The 16,842-nt window shown below is 68.6% G+C and carries 15 protein-coding genes; 4 read left to right on the forward strand and 11 right to left on the reverse strand.

The features are described from left to right. The first annotated feature begins 50 nt into the window (after window positions 1-50). From ACR2MZ_RS12045 to ACR2MZ_RS12055, 3 genes are all read left to right on the forward strand, one after another. On the forward strand, window positions 51-1,937 hold the full coding sequence (locus tag ACR2MZ_RS12045) for a hypothetical protein (RefSeq protein ID WP_434005279.1): 1,887 nt from the start codon (window positions 51-53) through the stop codon (window positions 1,935-1,937). Window positions 1,938-2,186: 249 nt separating this feature from the next. Next, window positions 2,187-2,735 carry a glycosyl-4,4'-diaponeurosporenoate acyltransferase CrtO family protein gene (locus ACR2MZ_RS12050; protein WP_434005280.1) on the forward strand — a complete coding sequence of 183 codons (549 nt, stop codon included), beginning with the start codon at window positions 2,187-2,189 and terminating at the stop codon, window positions 2,733-2,735. After that, window positions 2,621-3,388 (forward strand): DUF72 domain-containing protein, encoded by a 768-nt coding sequence (locus ACR2MZ_RS12055; RefSeq protein WP_434005303.1) that lies wholly within the window; start codon window positions 2,621-2,623, stop codon window positions 3,386-3,388. Before ACR2MZ_RS12050 ends, ACR2MZ_RS12055 begins: the two co-directional genes overlap by 115 nt. 15 nt (window positions 3,389-3,403) lie before the next feature. Here the strand turns inward: ACR2MZ_RS12055 and ACR2MZ_RS12060 are convergent, their stop codons facing one another. Genes ACR2MZ_RS12060 through rlmB form a run of 3 tightly spaced genes read right to left on the reverse strand, consistent with a single transcriptional unit; the run spans window position 3,404 to window position 6,906 of the window. Next, window positions 3,404-4,183 carry a PIG-L deacetylase family protein gene (locus tag ACR2MZ_RS12060; protein ID WP_434005281.1) on the reverse strand — a complete coding sequence of 260 codons (780 nt, stop codon included), beginning with the start codon at window positions 4,181-4,183 and terminating at the stop codon, window positions 3,404-3,406. Between the two features lie 52 nt (window positions 4,184-4,235). Further along, a complete protein-coding gene (pyk, locus tag ACR2MZ_RS12065; RefSeq protein WP_434005282.1) occupies window positions 4,236-5,642 on the reverse strand; it encodes a pyruvate kinase in 1,407 nt (468 codons plus the stop codon). Between the two features lie 28 nt (window positions 5,643-5,670). Then, a complete protein-coding gene (gene rlmB, locus ACR2MZ_RS12070; protein ID WP_434005283.1) occupies window positions 5,671-6,906 on the reverse strand; it encodes a 23S rRNA (guanosine(2251)-2'-O)-methyltransferase RlmB in 1,236 nt (411 codons plus the stop codon). A gap of 110 nt (window positions 6,907-7,016) precedes the next feature. Here rlmB and ACR2MZ_RS12075 point away from each other — a divergent pair, with 110 nt between their 5' ends. Beyond that, window positions 7,017-8,276, forward strand: a complete 1,260-nt coding sequence (locus tag ACR2MZ_RS12075; protein WP_434005284.1) for an MFS transporter — start codon at window positions 7,017-7,019, stop codon at window positions 8,274-8,276. A gap of 81 nt (window positions 8,277-8,357) precedes the next feature. Here ACR2MZ_RS12075 and cysS read toward each other — a convergent pair whose 3' ends face one another. The 8 genes from cysS to ACR2MZ_RS12115 form a co-directional block, all read right to left on the reverse strand. Further along, on the reverse strand, window positions 8,358-9,782 hold the full coding sequence (gene cysS, locus ACR2MZ_RS12080; RefSeq protein ID WP_434005285.1) for a cysteine--tRNA ligase: 1,425 nt from the start codon (window positions 9,780-9,782) through the stop codon (window positions 8,358-8,360). Next, window positions 9,779-10,255: a 2-C-methyl-D-erythritol 2,4-cyclodiphosphate synthase gene (gene ispF, locus ACR2MZ_RS12085; RefSeq protein ID WP_434005286.1), complete on the reverse strand. Its 477-nt coding sequence runs from the start codon at window positions 10,253-10,255 to the stop codon at window positions 9,779-9,781. Before ispF ends, cysS begins: the two co-directional genes overlap by 4 nt. Continuing rightward, entirely contained in the window at window positions 10,252-10,974 is a 723-nt protein-coding gene (gene ispD / locus ACR2MZ_RS12090) for a 2-C-methyl-D-erythritol 4-phosphate cytidylyltransferase (RefSeq protein ID WP_434005287.1), read from the reverse strand. Before ispD ends, ispF begins: the two co-directional genes overlap by 4 nt. Next, window positions 10,971-12,362 carry a DNA repair protein RadA gene (radA, locus tag ACR2MZ_RS12095; protein ID WP_434005288.1) on the reverse strand — a complete coding sequence of 464 codons (1,392 nt, stop codon included), beginning with the start codon at window positions 12,360-12,362 and terminating at the stop codon, window positions 10,971-10,973. Before radA ends, ispD begins: the two co-directional genes overlap by 4 nt. A 141-nt stretch (window positions 12,363-12,503) precedes the next feature. Beyond that, window positions 12,504-14,558: a xanthine dehydrogenase family protein molybdopterin-binding subunit gene (locus tag ACR2MZ_RS12100; RefSeq protein ID WP_434005289.1), complete on the reverse strand. Its 2,055-nt coding sequence runs from the start codon at window positions 14,556-14,558 to the stop codon at window positions 12,504-12,506. Continuing rightward, the gene (locus ACR2MZ_RS12105) at window positions 14,539-14,973 is read right to left on the reverse strand and encodes a (2Fe-2S)-binding protein (protein ID WP_434005290.1); all 435 of its coding nucleotides are present in this window, start codon (window positions 14,971-14,973) and stop codon (window positions 14,539-14,541) included. The genes ACR2MZ_RS12100 and ACR2MZ_RS12105 overlap by 20 nt, the downstream gene beginning before the upstream one ends. Next, window positions 14,970-15,776, reverse strand: a complete 807-nt coding sequence (locus ACR2MZ_RS12110; protein WP_434005291.1) for an FAD binding domain-containing protein — start codon at window positions 15,774-15,776, stop codon at window positions 14,970-14,972. Before ACR2MZ_RS12110 ends, ACR2MZ_RS12105 begins: the two co-directional genes overlap by 4 nt. Then, window positions 15,773-16,762 carry an LLM class flavin-dependent oxidoreductase gene (locus tag ACR2MZ_RS12115; RefSeq protein WP_434005292.1) on the reverse strand — a complete coding sequence of 330 codons (990 nt, stop codon included), beginning with the start codon at window positions 16,760-16,762 and terminating at the stop codon, window positions 15,773-15,775. Before ACR2MZ_RS12115 ends, ACR2MZ_RS12110 begins: the two co-directional genes overlap by 4 nt. Between the last annotated feature and the right edge of the window lie 80 nt (window positions 16,763-16,842).

Here is a 16,842-nt window from a genome sequence, read left to right on the forward strand (position 1 = left end):
GAACGAGGATCGGTGGCCGGCGGGCTGGCTTTCCCTGATACTGGAGGTGCATGCTAGACGGCTTCGGCGTGCCCGCGCGCCTGGCAAGCAGTGACCTCTGGCGTCGGCGCGCGCCAATTCAACTGCTGGGCACGCTCAGCCCCGGCTTGGTCTCGCTCTCCCGCCGGCGGCCGCTCATCCTCATCTACCTGGGCGCCCTCGTCCCCGCACTGGCGGTCGCCCTGGGTCAGCCGGTTTGGTCGAGGGTCGATGAGGCCCAGCACTACGACCTGATCGCCCAATACGCCCACGGCAGCTACGCGCTCTCCGATCAAACTCGGATCCGGCCGGAAACGCTGGGCATCATGCACCAGACGGGCGTCTACCGCTGGTCCGCCAAGGGCACTGATCCCGCTCCCGCTGTGACCAACCCCAACGACTTCGAGCAGATGCCGGCAGGCCTCAACTGGAACCAGCGCGGGGTCTGGACCCGGCGGCACCTGTGGTCCTTCTCCTACGAGTCCATGCAGCCGCCCCTCTACTACCTGGCAATGGTTCCGTTCTGGTGGGCGGGCGACCTCCTGGGCGGTCCCCTGGGTGCCGTCTACGCCGTGCGCACGGCGGATGCCCTGCTGATGGCGCTTCTCGCGCCACTCGCCTGGGTGTTGGCGCTTCGGCTGCTGCCCGGCCGAAACCCGGTCGCAGCCATCGCGGCGGCCACCACTGTGGCGCCTGGAATCGTGCTGAACACCACGCAGGTGACCAATGACGTGGCCGCCGCGGTTCTGGGCGGGATCGTCTGCGTGCAGGCGGTGCGTGGTTTCCAGGAGGGATTCAACCGCCGGTCGGCCTGGCTTCTCGGTGTACTTCTGGGTGCCGCCATGACGAGCAAGCTGACAGCTGGTGGGGCAGTGTTCATGGTGGGTGCCGCCCTCTTGGCGCCTGTCCTGCAGCGCGGTTTTCCCTGGAGGGAGCAGCTGGCGCACCTGGGACGCGTGGCTGGTGGCTCCGTCGCCATGATGGCGCCTTGGCTCGCGGCCAATGTCTTGCTCTATCGTCGCCTGCTGCCTCCCTCCCAGTTGATGAGCTACGTGCTCCAGCCTGGCGCGCTGACGCCTCTCGAGGTGCGCAGCAACCTTGAGCACGCCTTCTTCACCTACTGGACTGGCGAGCCCGTCTATACCCTTGGCCAGGCCGGCTTGCTGGAGGTGCTGGTCGGAGTGGCTGTCATCTACGGTCTCGTAGGCCTGCTGGTCAGAGCGATCCGCCACACGCTCCCCGAAGCCGCAAGCACGGTGCTGGCGGTCGGCGCAGCCGGCCAGGTGCTCTTCGCATTCAGCGCGCTTCGCTTCGCCCACATCGGCGGCCTGCTCCCCGGCCGTTACCTCTATCCCGCCGCTGTCGCCATCGGCTGCCTTCTGGCGATCGGCCTCACCGCCCTGGTGCCCGCCGCCATGCCCCGGCTGGCGACCGCGGGAGTGATAGGCATCTCCTTTCTGACGGCTCTTGCTGGGTTCGTGGTGACCGGCCCTGCCAACGCCGTGCAGGCAGGATTTGAGGCGCCGCCTGAACGCGCTATGACCTCAGTGCACGCTTCCACCGTGTACGCCGGCGTGGTGATCACGCTGGACAAGGTTGCGATGTTGCCGGGCTCAGACCAGCTCTGGCTTCACGTGAGGATCAACAACCGGGGCGAATCGGAGGTGGATTGGTGGCCCAGGGCCAAGGTGCTCGTGGGCGACGATGAGCGCCTTTCCTACATCGATTACGCCCGCTCCCAGCAGTTCCCGGAGACGCTGCAGCCGGGCCAGGAAGCCAGCGGCTGGCTGGTCGCACAGGTAGGCAAGCGCGGACCCGGCCAGCCGCTGAGCTTCGTCCAGCTCATCTTCACCGATGTCGCCGCAGACAACTACCATCTCGTTGACGACGTGGCGGTCGAAGCTACCTTCCCGAGCTAAAAAGGGGAGGCAGGCTTCCCCTTCCTGAGCCTCAGTTGGTGGCAGACGACCAAATGCGACAAAGATGCTCGTTGTGGTAAAGCGCCGTCGCCCAAGGCCAAGTAAGTCGCGGCCACTCGGGGAAAGGGCACGGAGATGGGCTAGAAAGTACCCGACCCTGCGTCGACCTGCATAGACACACCGCCAGGTAAGCCCTCCCTTCGTGTTGGTGAAGTTAGCCGTCCCGAGCAGCGCTGCGTAACACACGAGATGGCGTCGTTGTCCGAGCTGCTTTTTGCGCCCAAGCGCTTCGAATCGGAGCGCATGTACGAGCGACTCGGCGTACGCCGCTTCCAGTGCTACGTACCCACCGGCGGCCGCCTCGTTATGCGCCTGGCCGGTCTCAAGTGGATAGGCTTCCGAGACAACGACCAACTGCTCCCGCAGCTGGAGTTCGTAACCAGGTACTTCGAGGCAATTCACTGGCTTGCCCTCCCTGCGCTGACGGCGCTCGCCTTTCACCTCTACGGCGCCGGACGCCTCTCCGCGGCTCTCTTAGCCCTGGCTCTTCTGGCGATCCTCGGCTTCACAGTCCACCCGATCATGCTTCAGCGCTACAACCGGATCCGCCTGCGCCGCGCCCAAGGAGTGGCCCGGGCGAGAAGGCAATGCCACCAGTCGAGTACAACTGCCTGGTGGTCTACATCGGCACCTCGGGCTGGCAGTACAGACACTGGCGGGACGCTTTCTATCCCCCAGGTCTCGCCCAGCGACGCTGGCTCGACCACTACGCCGCCCGCTTCCAGACGGTGGAGCTGAACAACTCGTTCTATCATCTGCCAACCGCACACTCGTTCGAGCGCTGGCGGGAGGAGACGCCGGCCGACTTCGTGGTGGCTGCCAAGATGAGCTCCTACCTCACTCACCTGAAGCGCCTGCGCGACCCGGGCGAGCCGGTGAGACTCTTCTTGGAACGAGCCGGCCGTCTGGAGCAGAAGCTCGGTCCCATCCTGCTCCAGATGCCTCCCCAGCTGACCGCCGAACCGGGCCGCTTGGCGGAAACCCTTGACTGCTTTCCGGCCGGGGTGCGGGTGGCTGTCGAGTTCCGGCACGACTCCTGGTACCAGCCTCAGGTTCGCTCGCTCCTCGAGCGGCACGGCGCCGCGCTCTGCCTGGCCGACTCCCCGCGCCGGCGGACGCCAGAATGGCGCACGGCGGACTGGGGCTTCCTCCGCTTCCACGAAGGACGAGCGACTCCCCGGCCTTGCTATGGCGAGCGCGCCCTTCTCACCTGGGCTGACAGGTTGAGTCGACTCTGGCGGACGGAGGAGGACGTCTTCTGTTACTTCAACAACGATCCCCGGGGCTGCGCGATCCGAGACGCGATCACCTTCGCTCGGCTGCTAGACAGGGCGGGCTTTGCGACCACCCGGGTGCCCCGCTCGGACGAGATCACAGTGAACGAACTCTGACCAGCGCCAGGGGTCCTAAGCCGTCTCCAGCCTCGTGAACGCCTCCGCGTATTTGAAGCCGTGCTTTTCCCCGATTTTGCCCATCCGCTCCCGCACCCACTTGCCGGGCACATCGGGCTCCATGCCTGGCTTCTGGAACTGGCTGGCATGGCAGAGGATCGCCTCTATCTTCTTCTCGGCGAACTCAGTCGCGTCAATCACGTGGTTGGGCGTGTCGAAGCTCGGCAGCCAGACTTCCGCCACCTTGTGCGGCTCGAAACCCTGCGCCAGCAGCTCGGGGTACGCACGCGGGTTGCGAGCGTCGGGGTAGACGGCGGAGAGCGCTGCTTCCCCCACCGCTAGGTGATCAGGATGGGAGGCGCCGATGGGCACGGTGAGGGCCCGGCTGGGCGTGTGGGTCATCACCAGGTCCGGCCGGAAGCGGCGGATCTCCCGGGAAATCGCCTTGCGCAACTCCAGGCTGGGCTCCAGGTGGCCGTCTCGGAAGCCGAGGAAGCGAATCTCCCGCACCCCCAGCACCCGGGCCGCTGCCCACTGCTCCGAGTAGCGCAGCTCGCTCAGCTTCTCGTCGGGAACTGTGGCATCCTCGCCGCCCTGCGAGCCATCGGTGCAGACGCAGTAAGCAACCTCAACGCCTTCGGCGGTGAGTTTGGCAACTGTCGCCCCGAAGCCGAACTCCGGATCGTCAGGATGCGCCGCGACGACCAGCGCCCGCTTGATCGGGCGTCGTTCGGGCTCGGCGGCAGGCGGTTCCGCCTCAGGTTCGGCGGCGGCTCTCTCCAGTTCTTCAGTCACGACGGTTGAGCCTAAGGCATGACGACTGCCGGCCCTGGCGCTCTCGGCGATGTCAGCCGACCACCTCCACCTTGACCAGGTTGGTCACCCCCGCCTGGCCCACGGGGACGCCGGCGACGAAGACCAGGCGGTCGCCCCGCTTCACCAGCCCCGCCGCCACGGCGGCGTCGGTCGCCTTGGCGATCATGTCATCAGTGTCCTCGCCCTGGGGGACGAGCAAGGGCCTCACCCCGGCGTAGAGGGCCGTGCGGCGCAGGACTTCCGGATGGGGGCTGGCGCCGATTATGGGGGTGCTGGGACGCGCCTTGCTCACCCGTCGAGCCGTCGTGCCAGACTCCGTGAAGGCAACTATCGCCCGCGCCTTCAGCTCGACTGCAATCGAGGCGGCGGCCTGGGACATGGCGCCGCCGATCGAGGTGACCTGCCAGGCGGCCGGGGTGCGCTGGTAGGAGGGATGGCCCTCCGCAGCCAGACAGATTCGTGCCATCGCACGCACTGCCTCCACCGGGTGGGCGCCGATCGAGGTCTCCTGGGAAAGCATCACCGCATCAGTGCCATCCCAGATCGCATTCGCCACGTCGGACGCTTCAGCCCGGGTCGGGCGGTTGCTGGTGACCATCGACTCCAGCATCTCGGTGGCTGTGATGACAGGCGCCCCCGAACGGTTGGCGCGCTCGATGATGTCCTTTTGGGCGGGCGGCAGCGCGCCGAGCGGCAGCTCGACACCCAGGTCACCGCGGGCCACCATCACCCCTTCCACACAGGCGAGAATCGCCGTCAGGTTACGCAGCGCCTCGGCCCGCTCGAGCTTGGCGATGATGGGCGTCTTGAGCCCCAGGGCGTCGAGCGCCTGCCGGCAGGCAATGACATCGGCAGGGGAGCGGACGAAGGAAAGGGCTATGTAGTCCATGCCGATCTCAGCTCCGACCCGGAGGTCCGAGTGGTCCTTCTCAGTCAGGGCTGGCAGCTCGAGCCCGCGGCCGGGAACGCTGATGCCCTTGCGCTCGCCGAGCAAGCCACCGCGGATGATGGCGCAGCGCGTCTCGCTACCTTCGGTGGCTTCAACGCGCAGCTCGATCTGGCCGTCCGCCAGGAGCACCCGATCGCGGGGCCGGAGCGCCGCCAGTATCTCGGGGTGACTGACCGAGACGCGTTGGACGCTGCCGGTCACCGGTTCAGCAGTAAGCGTCAGCCGCCTGCCGCGGCTCAGACGGACAAACGGCTCCGAGAGGCGTCCGGTCCGGATCTTGGGCCCCTGAAGGTCCTGCAGCAGGGCGACATGGCGGCCGAGCGGGAGCGCCGCTTCGCGGACCGTCGCAGCCGCGCGCCGGTGGCTGTCCGCGTCCCCGTGGGAAAAGTTGAAGCGGGCGACGTCCATCCCGGCCGCCACCATCTGCCGCACCACTGCCGAGCTCGAGCTGGCCGGCCCCAGCGTGCAGACGATCCGAGTCCGCCTCATCGGCCGAGGCCTGGTCCCAGAGCTGTGCTCACGGCTCCGCTGGCTGGAGGCGCTGCCGCGCCACCTCGTAGAGCAGCTGCGCGGCCGCCGCGCTGGCGTTGAGACTCGCGACGCGGCCCTGCATCGGCAGCTTCAACCTCACGTCGCAGCGCTCTCGCACCAGCCTGTGCACACCTGCGCCCTCCCCGCCGACCACCAGACAGACCGGCTGACGCAGATCGAAGTCCCAGGGCGATTGGTCGCCGCGAGGATCGAGAGCAACGCAACAGAGCCCGGCCCGCTTCACCTCCGCTATGGCCGAGGGAAGTCCAGGCACGCGGCAGAGCGCCAGGTGTTCACTCGCTCCCGAGCTCGCCTTCACGGCAGCGCCGCTCAAAGGCGCCGCCCGATGCTCGGGCAGGATCACGCCTTCGCAGCCGGCGGCCTCCGCGCTGCGCAGGATCGCGCCCAGGTTCTGGGGGTCCTCCACGCCGTCCAGCGCCACCAGCAGCTGCGGCCTTCCCGCCAGCAGCTCGGCGAGGCTGAGCCAGCGTCGCGGCTTCAGCTCCGCCACCACCCCCTGATGGGCGCCCTGGCTCATCGCCTCCAGCCGCTCGACAGGCACCTCTCGCACGGGTCCCAATCCGCGGAGCTCCTCCAGCCTCGGGTCGCTGCCCGCGCGATCTGAGATGTAGACCCTCGCCACCCTTCCCGCCCGGGCGGCTTCGAGCACTGCATTGCGGCCGTAGACCAGGTCCTCGCGCAGCGCTGGATTGGAACGCCCGGATGTCCTCGGACCCGGTCCCGACCCGACAGGTCGGCGGGGGTTGTCAGCCTGCCTCCGAGCGCCGCCGGCTGGGCCTGGCTCCGACCAGCCACCGGAGCGTCGATCTCGGGGCTCGACCCAGAGGTCCGCTCGAGAGTCGCCCCACGCAATGCGCGGGTCGGGTTCAGCCCAGGGCGGGGCGCCCCTGCTTCGCTCCCGACCGGGAGCCGAGCTCTCCCTCGGCGGCCGGCTGTCGGCTGGAACCCCCCGAGCCCGTCTCAGCCGGCGCCCGGCCGCCTGCTGGCCGGCGCCGCCGTCCCTCTCGGAGCCAGGGCCGGCCCTGAAATCGCGTCCAACCGCTGGTCCCGTCGCCTGTGCCGGTCGCTGCCTCTCCCGGCCTTTGCTGCCCAACCTCGAGTCGGTTGGCGGCTCGGATCTGGCCGGGGCCGGCTTGCCTCGCGCGCCACGAAAGGGATCGCTGCGACCTCTCTCTGGTCCCGATCGCTTCCCCTTGGCCATGAGGCCAGCCTAACGTGCGCCGGTGTCACGTTTCCGGCGGCCGGCCCGCCGGATCTGAGTCATCACCGCCAGCGCCGAAGGACAGCGGTGAATCCCTAGGATCGACTGTCATGCAGGACGCTCCGGACGTCGCCATTCCTCGCGAGTCCGGGCGCGATCCCTCGACCAGGCGCAGCCTCGCCGCGCTGTTCCTGGCCCAAGCTGCCTCGACCAGCGCCCTGACGACCAGCGTTTCCCTCTCCAGCATCGTCGCTACGCACATCACCGGCTCCGCGTCCGCCTCCGGCCTGCCGGCCACCATCAACCTGGTGGTCGCTTCCCTGGCCGCGTTTCTTGCCGGCCTGGGCATGGCGCGCTTCGGTCGCAAGGCAGGCATGTTCACCGGTTACGTGGTGGGCGCCGTCGGCGCAGGTCTCGGCTGCGTCTTCGCCCTGACGCACAACTTCCCGGGCTTCCTTCTCGGCAGCGCTCTCGTCGGCATGGCTCAGGCAGTGGTGCTCCAGGGTCGCTACGCCGCAGCCGACTTCGTGAGTGCCGAGTGGCGAGGCCGCGCCGTCGGCGTGATCCTCTTCGGGGCGGTGCTCGGTGCGGCGGTCGCTGCTGCGCTTACTCCCCTTCTCCAGCAGATTGCCGCCCAGCGCGGGCTCGACGCCATCGAGCTCGGCTGGGGCCAGTCAGCGCTCCTCCTGGGAGTCGGGGCGCTGTGCATCGCCCTGCTCTTCCGCAACCCCCGCTTCGTCGGCAGTGAGACCGCCGGACGGCTGCGGCTCAGCGAGTTCGTAGCGGCGGCCGGCGAGCCGTCGGTCCGCCTCGGCGTTTTCTACCTTGTCGTGGGCCAGGCAGTGATGGTGATGCTGATGAGCCTCTTCCCCATCCATGCTCTGCGCCACGGTCATCAGTTGGGCACCATCTCCGCCATCATCACTGTCCACATAGCCGGCATGTATGCGCTTGCCTGGCTGACCGGAGGGCTGGTCGACCGCTTCGGCGCCGCCACCATCGGCTCGGCTGGTGGCTTCCTGCTCTTTGCCGGTGCGCTCCTCTCCGCCTGGGAGACGTCGGCGCTTGGCATCGGGCTCGCTCTCTACCTCATAGGCCTGGGCTGGAACTTCTGCTTCGTCACCGGCTCGGCGCTGCTGGCAAAGAACCTGGAACCCGGCATCCGCACCCGTTTTGAGGGCACCGCCGATGTGCTGGTGTGGCTCTGCGCCGGCGCGACGACGCTGGGCGGCGGCGTCCTGGTGGGCGTCTACGACTACCCGGCGGTCGGTCTCCTGGGCGGCCTCGCCGCGACAGGCTTATTGCTCCTCACCGGGCTTACGTGGTCAAGACTCCACCAGCCTGCGCCCGCGAGCCGAGCGCCGTCGTAGCGCCTGTTCACCCGGGAATTATCGCCTTCGGCGTGCAGGCGGCGCCAAACGTCGAAAAGCCTCAGACGCGGCGGTTGGCCGTCAGCCGCCGGCCGGGACGCGCTTCCAGCGCACCCCTTCGCGCGAGTCCTCCAGGATCAGTCCCCGGCCCCGCAACTCGTCGCGGATGCGGTCAGAGGTGGCGAAGTCGCGTCGACGCCGCGCCTCCTCCCGCTCCTCGATCAGCCGCTCGAGCTCCTCATCCAGGCTCTCCTCGCCCCCCCGGAGCACATCGAGGTGGGCGTCGGCAGCCGCCAGGAGCTGCAGCAGCGCCTCTCGCCCAGCGGTGCCCACGCGGCCCGCATCGAGCGCCGAGTTCGCCTCCCGCACGACCTCGAACACCCGCCCAACTCCCTGGGCCAGGTTCAGGTCGTCGTCGAGGGCTTCCCTGTAGGCGGCCAGGCCATCGAGCGCCGTCTCGTAGATCGCCGCGTCATCGGCACCCGGCTGAGGCTGGAGCCGGCTGAGCCGCTGTTCCAGCTCTCGCAGGCGACGCACCTGATCTGCCGCAGCGCTGATCGCATCGTCCGAGAGATGCGTCCTCTGCCTGTAGTGCGCTCCCGCCAGGAGTTGGAAGCGGATTGCCACGGGATCGTGACCGGCGGCAAGAAGATCACTCAGGGTCAGGAAGTTGCCGCTCGACTTGGACATCTTGTCGCCGGTGGCGATGGTCAGGTGCTCGCCATGCAGCCAGTAGCGGCTGAAGGGCTTGCGGTTGGCGGCCTCGGACTGCGCGATCTCGTTCTCGTGGTGAGGGAACAGCAGGTCGACGCCACCCGCATGGATGTCAAGCGTCTCGCCCAAGTATCTGCTCGCCATGGCTGAGCACTCGATGTGCCAGCCTGGGCGACCCAGGCCGAACGGCGCCTGCCAGGCAGCGCCCACTCGGCGATCACGCTCGGTCGCGGCCTTCCAGAGCGCAAAGTCGCTGGCCGACTCCTTCTCATACTTGTCGGTCGCCACCCGCGCCGTCGCCGTCTTGCCCCGGCGGTCGAGCTTGGAGAGGGCCCCGTAGGCGGGGAAGCTGTCGATTCGGAAGTAGACGTCGCCTTCCATCTCATAGGCGTGACCCAACTCCAGCAGGCGCGAGATCAAGTCGATCATCTCCGCGACGTGCTGGGTGGCTCGCGGATACCACTCCGCCGGCTCCGCCCGCAGGCGCCTCAGGTCGCTCAGGACCGAGTCCTCCCAGCGCGGCGTGAACTCCGAGATGGCCATCCCCGCTGCGTCGGACTGCTCGATGATCCGGTCGTCGACGTCAGTCAGGTTCATCACCTGGCGGATCTCGCAGCCAGACAACCGCATCTGGCGGCGGATCAGGTCGTAGAGCAGGAACGAGCGCATATTGCCGATGTGCGCCGGTCCCCAGACGGTGGGTCCGCAGGTGTACATGCGCACGACGCCGGCTTCCAGCGGCTGGAACTCCTCCTTGCGGCCGGTGAGCGAGTTGTACAGGCGCAGCGTCATGGCTGCCTTTCTAGCAACACCACAGCCTGAGCCGCCATGCCCTCGCCCCGGCCGAGCGCGCCCAATCCCTCCGGCGAAGAGGCCTTGACACTCACTCGTGAAGGCTCCAGGCGCAGCTGGGCTGCGAGGCTGACCGCCATCGAGCCCAGATGTGGGGCCAGCTTGGGTCGCTGAGCGGTAATGGTCGAGTCCACGTTCTCCACCCGCCAGCCTTGCCCGGCCAGCTGCTGAGCGGTTATCGCGAGCAGGTCCAGTGAGGAGACCCCCTGCCAGCGCGGGTCCTGGTCGGAGAAGTGTTCCCCGATGGTTCCCAAGGCGGCTGCGCCGAGCAGCGCGTCGATGATGGCGTGAGTCAGGACGTCGGCGTCGGAGTGGCCCTCTAGCCCCAGCTCGAATGCGACCTCTACACCGCCCAGGACCAGCCGGCGGCCTGCGACGAGCGCGTGGACGTCGCTGCCGTAGCCGATCCTCACGCCGGCGCCGGCGTCTCGCGAGCCGCCAACAGCGCCTCGAGCACCGCCAGATCCTCCTCGGTGGTCAGCTTCAAGTTCGCCACCTCACCGAGAACCACTGCCACCTCCTGGCCCAGCGCCCGCACCAGCTGAGCGTCGTCGTCGGCGCTGAGACCGGAGGTCGCGGCCTGCGAGTGGGCTCGCTCCAGAGTGGCGCGGGCGAAGCCCTGAGGCGTCTGGACGAGGAGCAGCTGCGAGCGGTCGAGGGTCTCCGCCGCATGATCTCCCACGAGTGTCTTCACGGCGTCCCTGGGCGTCAGGCCAGGCATCGCGGCACCGCTGGCGCGGGTCGCTGCCAGCACACGTTGGAAGAGCTCGGCCGACGCGAGCGGACGGGCGGCATCGTGGACCAACACCCACTCGCAGCCGCGCAGCGCTTCCAGCCCGAGCGTCACGGATTGCTGGCGGGTCTGGCCCCCCGGCACCACTGTCATCGGCTTGCCACAGCCGACACGTTCGCTCTCGCGGCGCGCGAGCTCAAGCTGCGCCGGCGGCACCACGACGACGACTTCGTCAACCTCGGCCAGCTGGCAGCAGCGCTCCAGCGCACGGCGCAGCAGGGTCCTGCCGTTCAGCTCGACCAAAGCCTTGCTGCCGCGGCCCAGCCGGGCTCCGAAGCCGGCCGCCGCCACTATGACCCCCACCCGACCCTCGCCCGGTTGTGGCGCCGGAGCCGTCATCCGGCCGCTTGCAGCCCTGGACCGAAGGCCACCTCCACCGCCTGCGCGAGGTCCTTCACCTCGCTGCCCTTCATGCCGACCGCCCAGGCCGGAACGGCGCCGCCAGGCGGCACGATGGCATGCCGGAAGCCCCGCCGGGCGGCCTCCTGCAGACGGCGTTCCAGGCGGCTCACCCGCCTCACCTCGCCGGCCAGCCCCACCTCGCCCAAGCAGACGGTATCCGCCGGCAGTGCGCGATCGCGCAGGCTGCCCGCGATGGCCAGAGCCAGGCCCAGATCCGCCGCCGTCTCCTGAACGCGAACCCCGCCGGCCACGTTGACCAGCACGTCCATCTTGGCCAGTGCCAGTCGAGCTCTCTTCTCCAGCACTGCCACGATCATATGAACGCGGTTTACGTCCAAGCCGGTGGCCGCCCTTCGCGGCATGGGGAACTGCGTATAGCTGACCAGGCTCTGGATCTCCAGCAAGAGCGGCCGGCTGCCCTCCATCGCTGCCACCACAGCCGTGCCGGGCACAGCGCCCACGTCACTGAGCAGGTGCGCGCTCGGGTCAGGCACCTCGTGGAAGCCGCTCTCGCCCATGGCGAAGATGCCTATCTCATCAGTGGAGCCGAAGCGGTTCTTCTGCGCTCGCAGGATCCGGAAATCGTTACCGCGATCGCCCTCCAAGTAGAGCACGGTGTCCACCATGTGCTCCAGGAGCCGAGGGCCCGCTATGGCGCCCTCCTTGGTCACGTGGCCGACCAGAACTATGGGGATGCCCGTGTCCTTCGCAACCCGCAGGAGCCGGCCGGCGGCCTCACGCACCTGCACCACGCTGCCGGGCGCGCCCTCGATGCCGGGGTCCTGGACCGTCTGAATCGAATCGACCACAGCGAGCGCGGGCTTCGTGTGGGCTATGGAGTCAACAATCGCCTCCAGGTCTGTTTCGGCCAGGAGCAGCAGGTCGGGGAGGGCGACGCCCAACCGTCGGGCGCGCAGGCTCACCTGCTGCGCGGACTCCTCACCGCTGCTGTAGAGGACCGTGCTTCCCGTCTTTGCGACCTGCGACGCCAAGTGCATGAGCAGGGTCGACTTGCCGATCCCCGGCTCGCCGCCCAGCAGCAGCAGGCTGCCCGGCACGACCCCGCCGCCGAGGACGCGGTTGACTTCGTCCCACTCGAGCGGCCGGCGCTCGAAGGCGCCGAGGTCGACCTCGGTCACAGGCACCGGCACGGCGAGAGACCGTTCAGTGCCGGCTTTCAGGCTGCTTCGCCGGCCCGCGCGGCGCGGCCCCGGTTTGTACTCCTCCAGGGTGTTCCACTCGCCGCAGTGGGGGCAGCGGCCGGCCCAGCGGAGGCTCTCGCCGCCACACTCCCGGCAAAGAAACACGATCTCCGGCTTGGCCACCCCCTTACTGTGCCCTGATTCCGCCGCTCAGGAAAAGATCTTCACAACCGCGTGTATCTTTTTGTGCTCCCCAACCGTTTCTAGTGGTAGCGACCTGGCCGGTTCCCGACCGTGGTCGCGCTGAAGGAGCGCCGCCTCGTGCTACCCCCCGGGACGGCGCCCTTTCTTTTGTTTTGAAGTTGTGGCCAATTGGATGGCGGCGAAGATGCGTTGCGGCCCGTAGGGCAGCTCCAGCAGCTCGGCGCCCAGAGGAGCTACGGCGTCCGCCACCGCGTTGGCGACTGCGCCAAATGCCCCGATGGTGCCCGCCTCACCCACTCCCTTGCTGCCCTGGGCGCTGATCGGGCTGGGCGAGACCAGGTGCTCAATCTCGATCCGCGGAATATCTGCCGCCACCGGCACCAGGTAGTCGAGCAGAGTTGCCGCGAGCGGCTGGCCGTCCTCGCCATAGGCGCTCTCCTCCAGAAGCACCTTGCCCGCCCCCATCGCCACACCACCGCGGATCTGCTCGGACACTGTGCGCTGATCGATTAGAGTGCCGCAGTCCTCCACGGCCAGATAGCGCCTGAGACGAGGGACGAACGTGACGGCGTCCACCTCAACCACAGCCAGATGCGCGCCAGAGGGAAAGACCTGCTTGGGGTCGATGCTGCAAGTGACGTCGGTGCCGGGCGCCAGGTCCTGCTCGCCGGCCAGGCGAAGCGCCCCGGCGATTGCGTCAAGCACACCGACAGCACCGCGGCTGACGAATGCCCCGGTACCGGGTGGGCAGACATCAGTGTCCCCCTCCTCGATGTCCACGCGGCCGGGCTCTACGCCCAGCATCCGCTCGGTCAGGCGGCGATAGGCGGGGGCGTGGTTCTGGCCAATCTCCACCGAGCTGGTGTGGATCACTATGCGTCCTTCGGCAGTCACGCGGACCCGGCAGGCATCGAGTCCGGAAACCTCTTCAATTCCGCGGGAGCGGTACTCACTCTGCCCTGTGCCGCTGTGCTCATTGAAGAGCGCCAAGCCGATCCCGAACAGCTTGCCGTGGCGGCGCGCCTTCGCCTGCTCCCGGCGGAGCGCCTCGTAGCCGGAGACGCTTTCCACGCGTCTCAGCAGCTCTAGGTAGTCGCCCGAGTCCAGCTCGCGCCCCCCGAGCGTGGTGCAGGGCAGGTGACGAAGAGCGTTGCGGCGGCGGACCTCCAGCGGATCCAGGCCGACGTGCCTCGCAATCAGATCCAGCATCCGCTCTGTGACGTAGACGGCGGTGTTGGTGCCGACGCCGCGATAAGCGCCCACGGGGCAGCGGTGGCTGGTCACTGCCCGGGCGCTCACGCGCAAGCCCTGCAGGTCGTACGCGGCGAAGATCGCCGACGCCGCAGTGGCAGGTTCCAGCGAGGCGGAGAACGGGTAGACGGAGTAGGCACCCACATCGCAGCGCAGATCCGCTTCGACGGCCAGCACCCTGCCGTCGGCACCAAACGCTGCCCGCATCAGCACCTCGTTGTCGTGGGCGTGGACGCTCGCCAGCAGGTTTTCGCGCCGATCCTCGATCCAGCGGACCGGACGGCCGAGACGCCTAGCCAGCTGCGCCGCGACGAGCTCTTCCGGAAACACATGCGCCTTCAGGCCAAAACCTCCGCCTACTTCGGGCACGAGCACTCGGATGGCGCTCTCCTCCAGCTCCAGCGCCTGGGCTATGCCGCGGCGGAGAATGTGCGGGATCTGGGTCGAGGACCAGAGCGTCAGCCGGCCGGCCTCGAAATGCGCCAGCACGCCTCGCGTCTCGAGCGGCAGTGGGGTCTGACGGGCGCAACTGAAAGTCCGCTCGAGCACGTGGTCCGCCCGCTGGAAGCACGCTTCGACGGCACCCGCGTCGATCGTGCGCTCGAACAGCCTGAGTGGTGCCTCGGGCTCCAATGGCTCGAACTCGACCTCAACGCTCTCCGCCAAATCCTCAGCCTGTGCCCGGGTTTCCGCCCAAACGACTGCCACCGCCTCGCCTACGAAGCGAGCCTCGCGCCTGGCCAGCGCCGGCCAGGGCCAGGGCGCCACGCCATGGCCGCCGAGCCGGAGATCGCCGACGCCCAGCTCAGTCGCGGTAACCGCCGGGCCGCTGACTTTGCCGATCAGCGCATGCGCAAATGGAGAGCGAACAAAGGCGAGCTCGAGCGCACCGGGCACCGCGAGGTCAGCCAGGTAGCCGGGCACTCAACGCCTCCAGGATCGGTTCATAGCCGGTGCACCTGCAGATGTTGCCGGCCAGCAGCTCAGGTAGCTCGACCGCCCGCGGTAGCGGTTCTCGGCGCAGCAGCGCCTCGGCGCTGCAGACGAAGCCCGACCGGCAGAATCCGCATTGGAACAGCTCCCGGGGTAGGAGATCGTCCGAGAGGCCTTCGACGGTTGTGACCTGGCGGCCGTCGGCCTGCACGGCGAGCGTCAGGCAGGACCGCGCCGCCTGCCCGTCCAGGAGTACAGTGCATGCGCCGCAGACACCATGCTCGCAACCCAGATGGGTCCCGGTCAGCGCCAGGTGGTCGCGGAGCAGATCGGCCAGGGTAAGTCGCGGCTCCACCTCGCCTGCCCACTCGAGCCCATTGGCGACGAGGCTGATCTTTACGTTCATGCGGCCGCTGCAGCGCCGACCACGCGCTCGACCAGGCGAGCGCCCACCTGACGCCGGTAGGCAGCACTGGCGTGGATGTCGCCATGGGCTTCCATCTCGTCCTCGGCCAGCTTGCGCAGCTCCAGCCCCGGGCCGCCGCCAGCCGCCAGATGCGCTTCACAGCCGGTCAGCCGCTGCGGGACGCGGCCGGTGCCGAACGCGACTACGCGCGAGCCGTGACAGGCGGCGCCGACGAGGGCGAAGTCACCCGGCCGCCGCTCGACCTCCGCAAAGCCGAAGGGGCCGCCGCAGTCGGGGAGTTGGACCGCCACCAGAAGCTCGTCCGGCTCCAGCGCCGCCAGCATCGGCGCCAGCGCGAACTCGCGCGCGGAAAGGCGCCGGGACCCGCGGCTGGAAACGAGCTCCAGCGTGGCCTCAAGCAGCACCGAGAGCGCCGGCCACTCGCCCGCCGGATCCAGGTGCACGAGGGATCCGCCCACAGTTCCCTGGGTCCGAATCTGGAAGTGACCGATGTGGGAGATCGCCGCCGCGATGATCGGTGGCAGCCCGCCAGCCCGCTCAAGCTCCACCTCCCGCGTCATGCTTCCGATCCGCCAGCCGCCGGCGGTTTTTGTTACGCCGCGGAGCTCGGGGATGCGCGCCAGATCGACCAGCACAGCGGGCCGGGCCAGCCGCATGGCCAGCATGGGAACCAGGCTCTGCCCGCCCGCTAGGGCTCGGGCCTCCTCCCCCCACTCGGCAAACAGGCTAAGTGCCTCCGCCAGGCTCTCCGGCCGGTGATAGTCGAAAGGTGAGGACTTCACAGCCGCGCCAGCACGTCCTCGCTCAAACTCTTGAGCCGCTCCAGCCGGCCGCCCCCCAGGAGCGGGAAGATGAAACCGTCGATGCCCGTGGCGCCCAGCTCGCGCAGGCGAAAGGCGCACTCGGCAGGATTGCCGGCCACTGCCAGCGCCGCGGTCAGCCCATCGCTCACCGCGCTCTGGTGACCGGCGTGTCTGGAGAGGTGCCGGCTGAAGTCGTAGGACTTCTTGGCTTGCTGAATCTCGTTGCGAAAGCCTTCGAGTCCAGCGGGAAGCTCGGCGAAATCGGCGATGAGGCGCGCCTGGGCGCTTGCCCAGGAGCGTACATCCGCCAGAGCAGCCTGCCGGTCAGGCTTCGACGACACGGTGGTGATGAGCGAGATCTCGATATCGCTGCGCTGGCGGCCCGACTGGTGGAGCCCTTCCAAGACCCAGCCCACCTGCCTCGTTACGTAGCTCACCTCTGCTGGGCCCATGAGGATCACGCCGTCCGCGAGGCGTCCAGCCAGAGCGCACATCCGTTGCTGGCTGGCGGCCAGCCAGACTGGGACTCGGGCGCTCAGGTGGGGCAGTGTGTACCTATGTCCCGCCCAATCTCCCGCGCCCGAGGCCAGCACGCCGCGGAAGAAGCTCAGCGACGCCTCGACCTGGGCCACTCGAGCCGGCCTCTGGCCTATACCGTACACGGCCGAGTCGCCCGCGCCGATACCGAGGAGAGCCCTCCCGCCGGAGACCTCGGCCACCGCGGCGATCGAGCAGGCGGTCACTGTGGGGTGGCGAGTCAGCGGGTTGGTGACTCCTGTGCCCAGCTCCATCCGCTCCGTCTTCTGCGCGGCCAGCAGCAGCCCAGCGTACACGTCCTTCATCGCCAGCTGCGAGTCGATCAGCCACAGGCGACCCACCCCGGCCCGTTCCAGCTCGCGAGCCAGCGAGGCCCAACTGTTGAGGGACTGGCGGGGGCTGATGCCTATGCTGATCGCGAGGCGCATTCTCGTCAGTCTGCCTGACGAAGTCCCCTCCCAGGCCCCTACTGAGGGCTGAACCACGGAAGCCGGGCGCCCGCGGGCGT

It is taken from the genome of Candidatus Dormiibacter sp., assembly GCF_050999135.1.
Lineage (GTDB): Bacteria > Chloroflexota > Dormibacteria > Dormibacterales > Dormibacteraceae > Dormiibacter > Dormiibacter spiritus.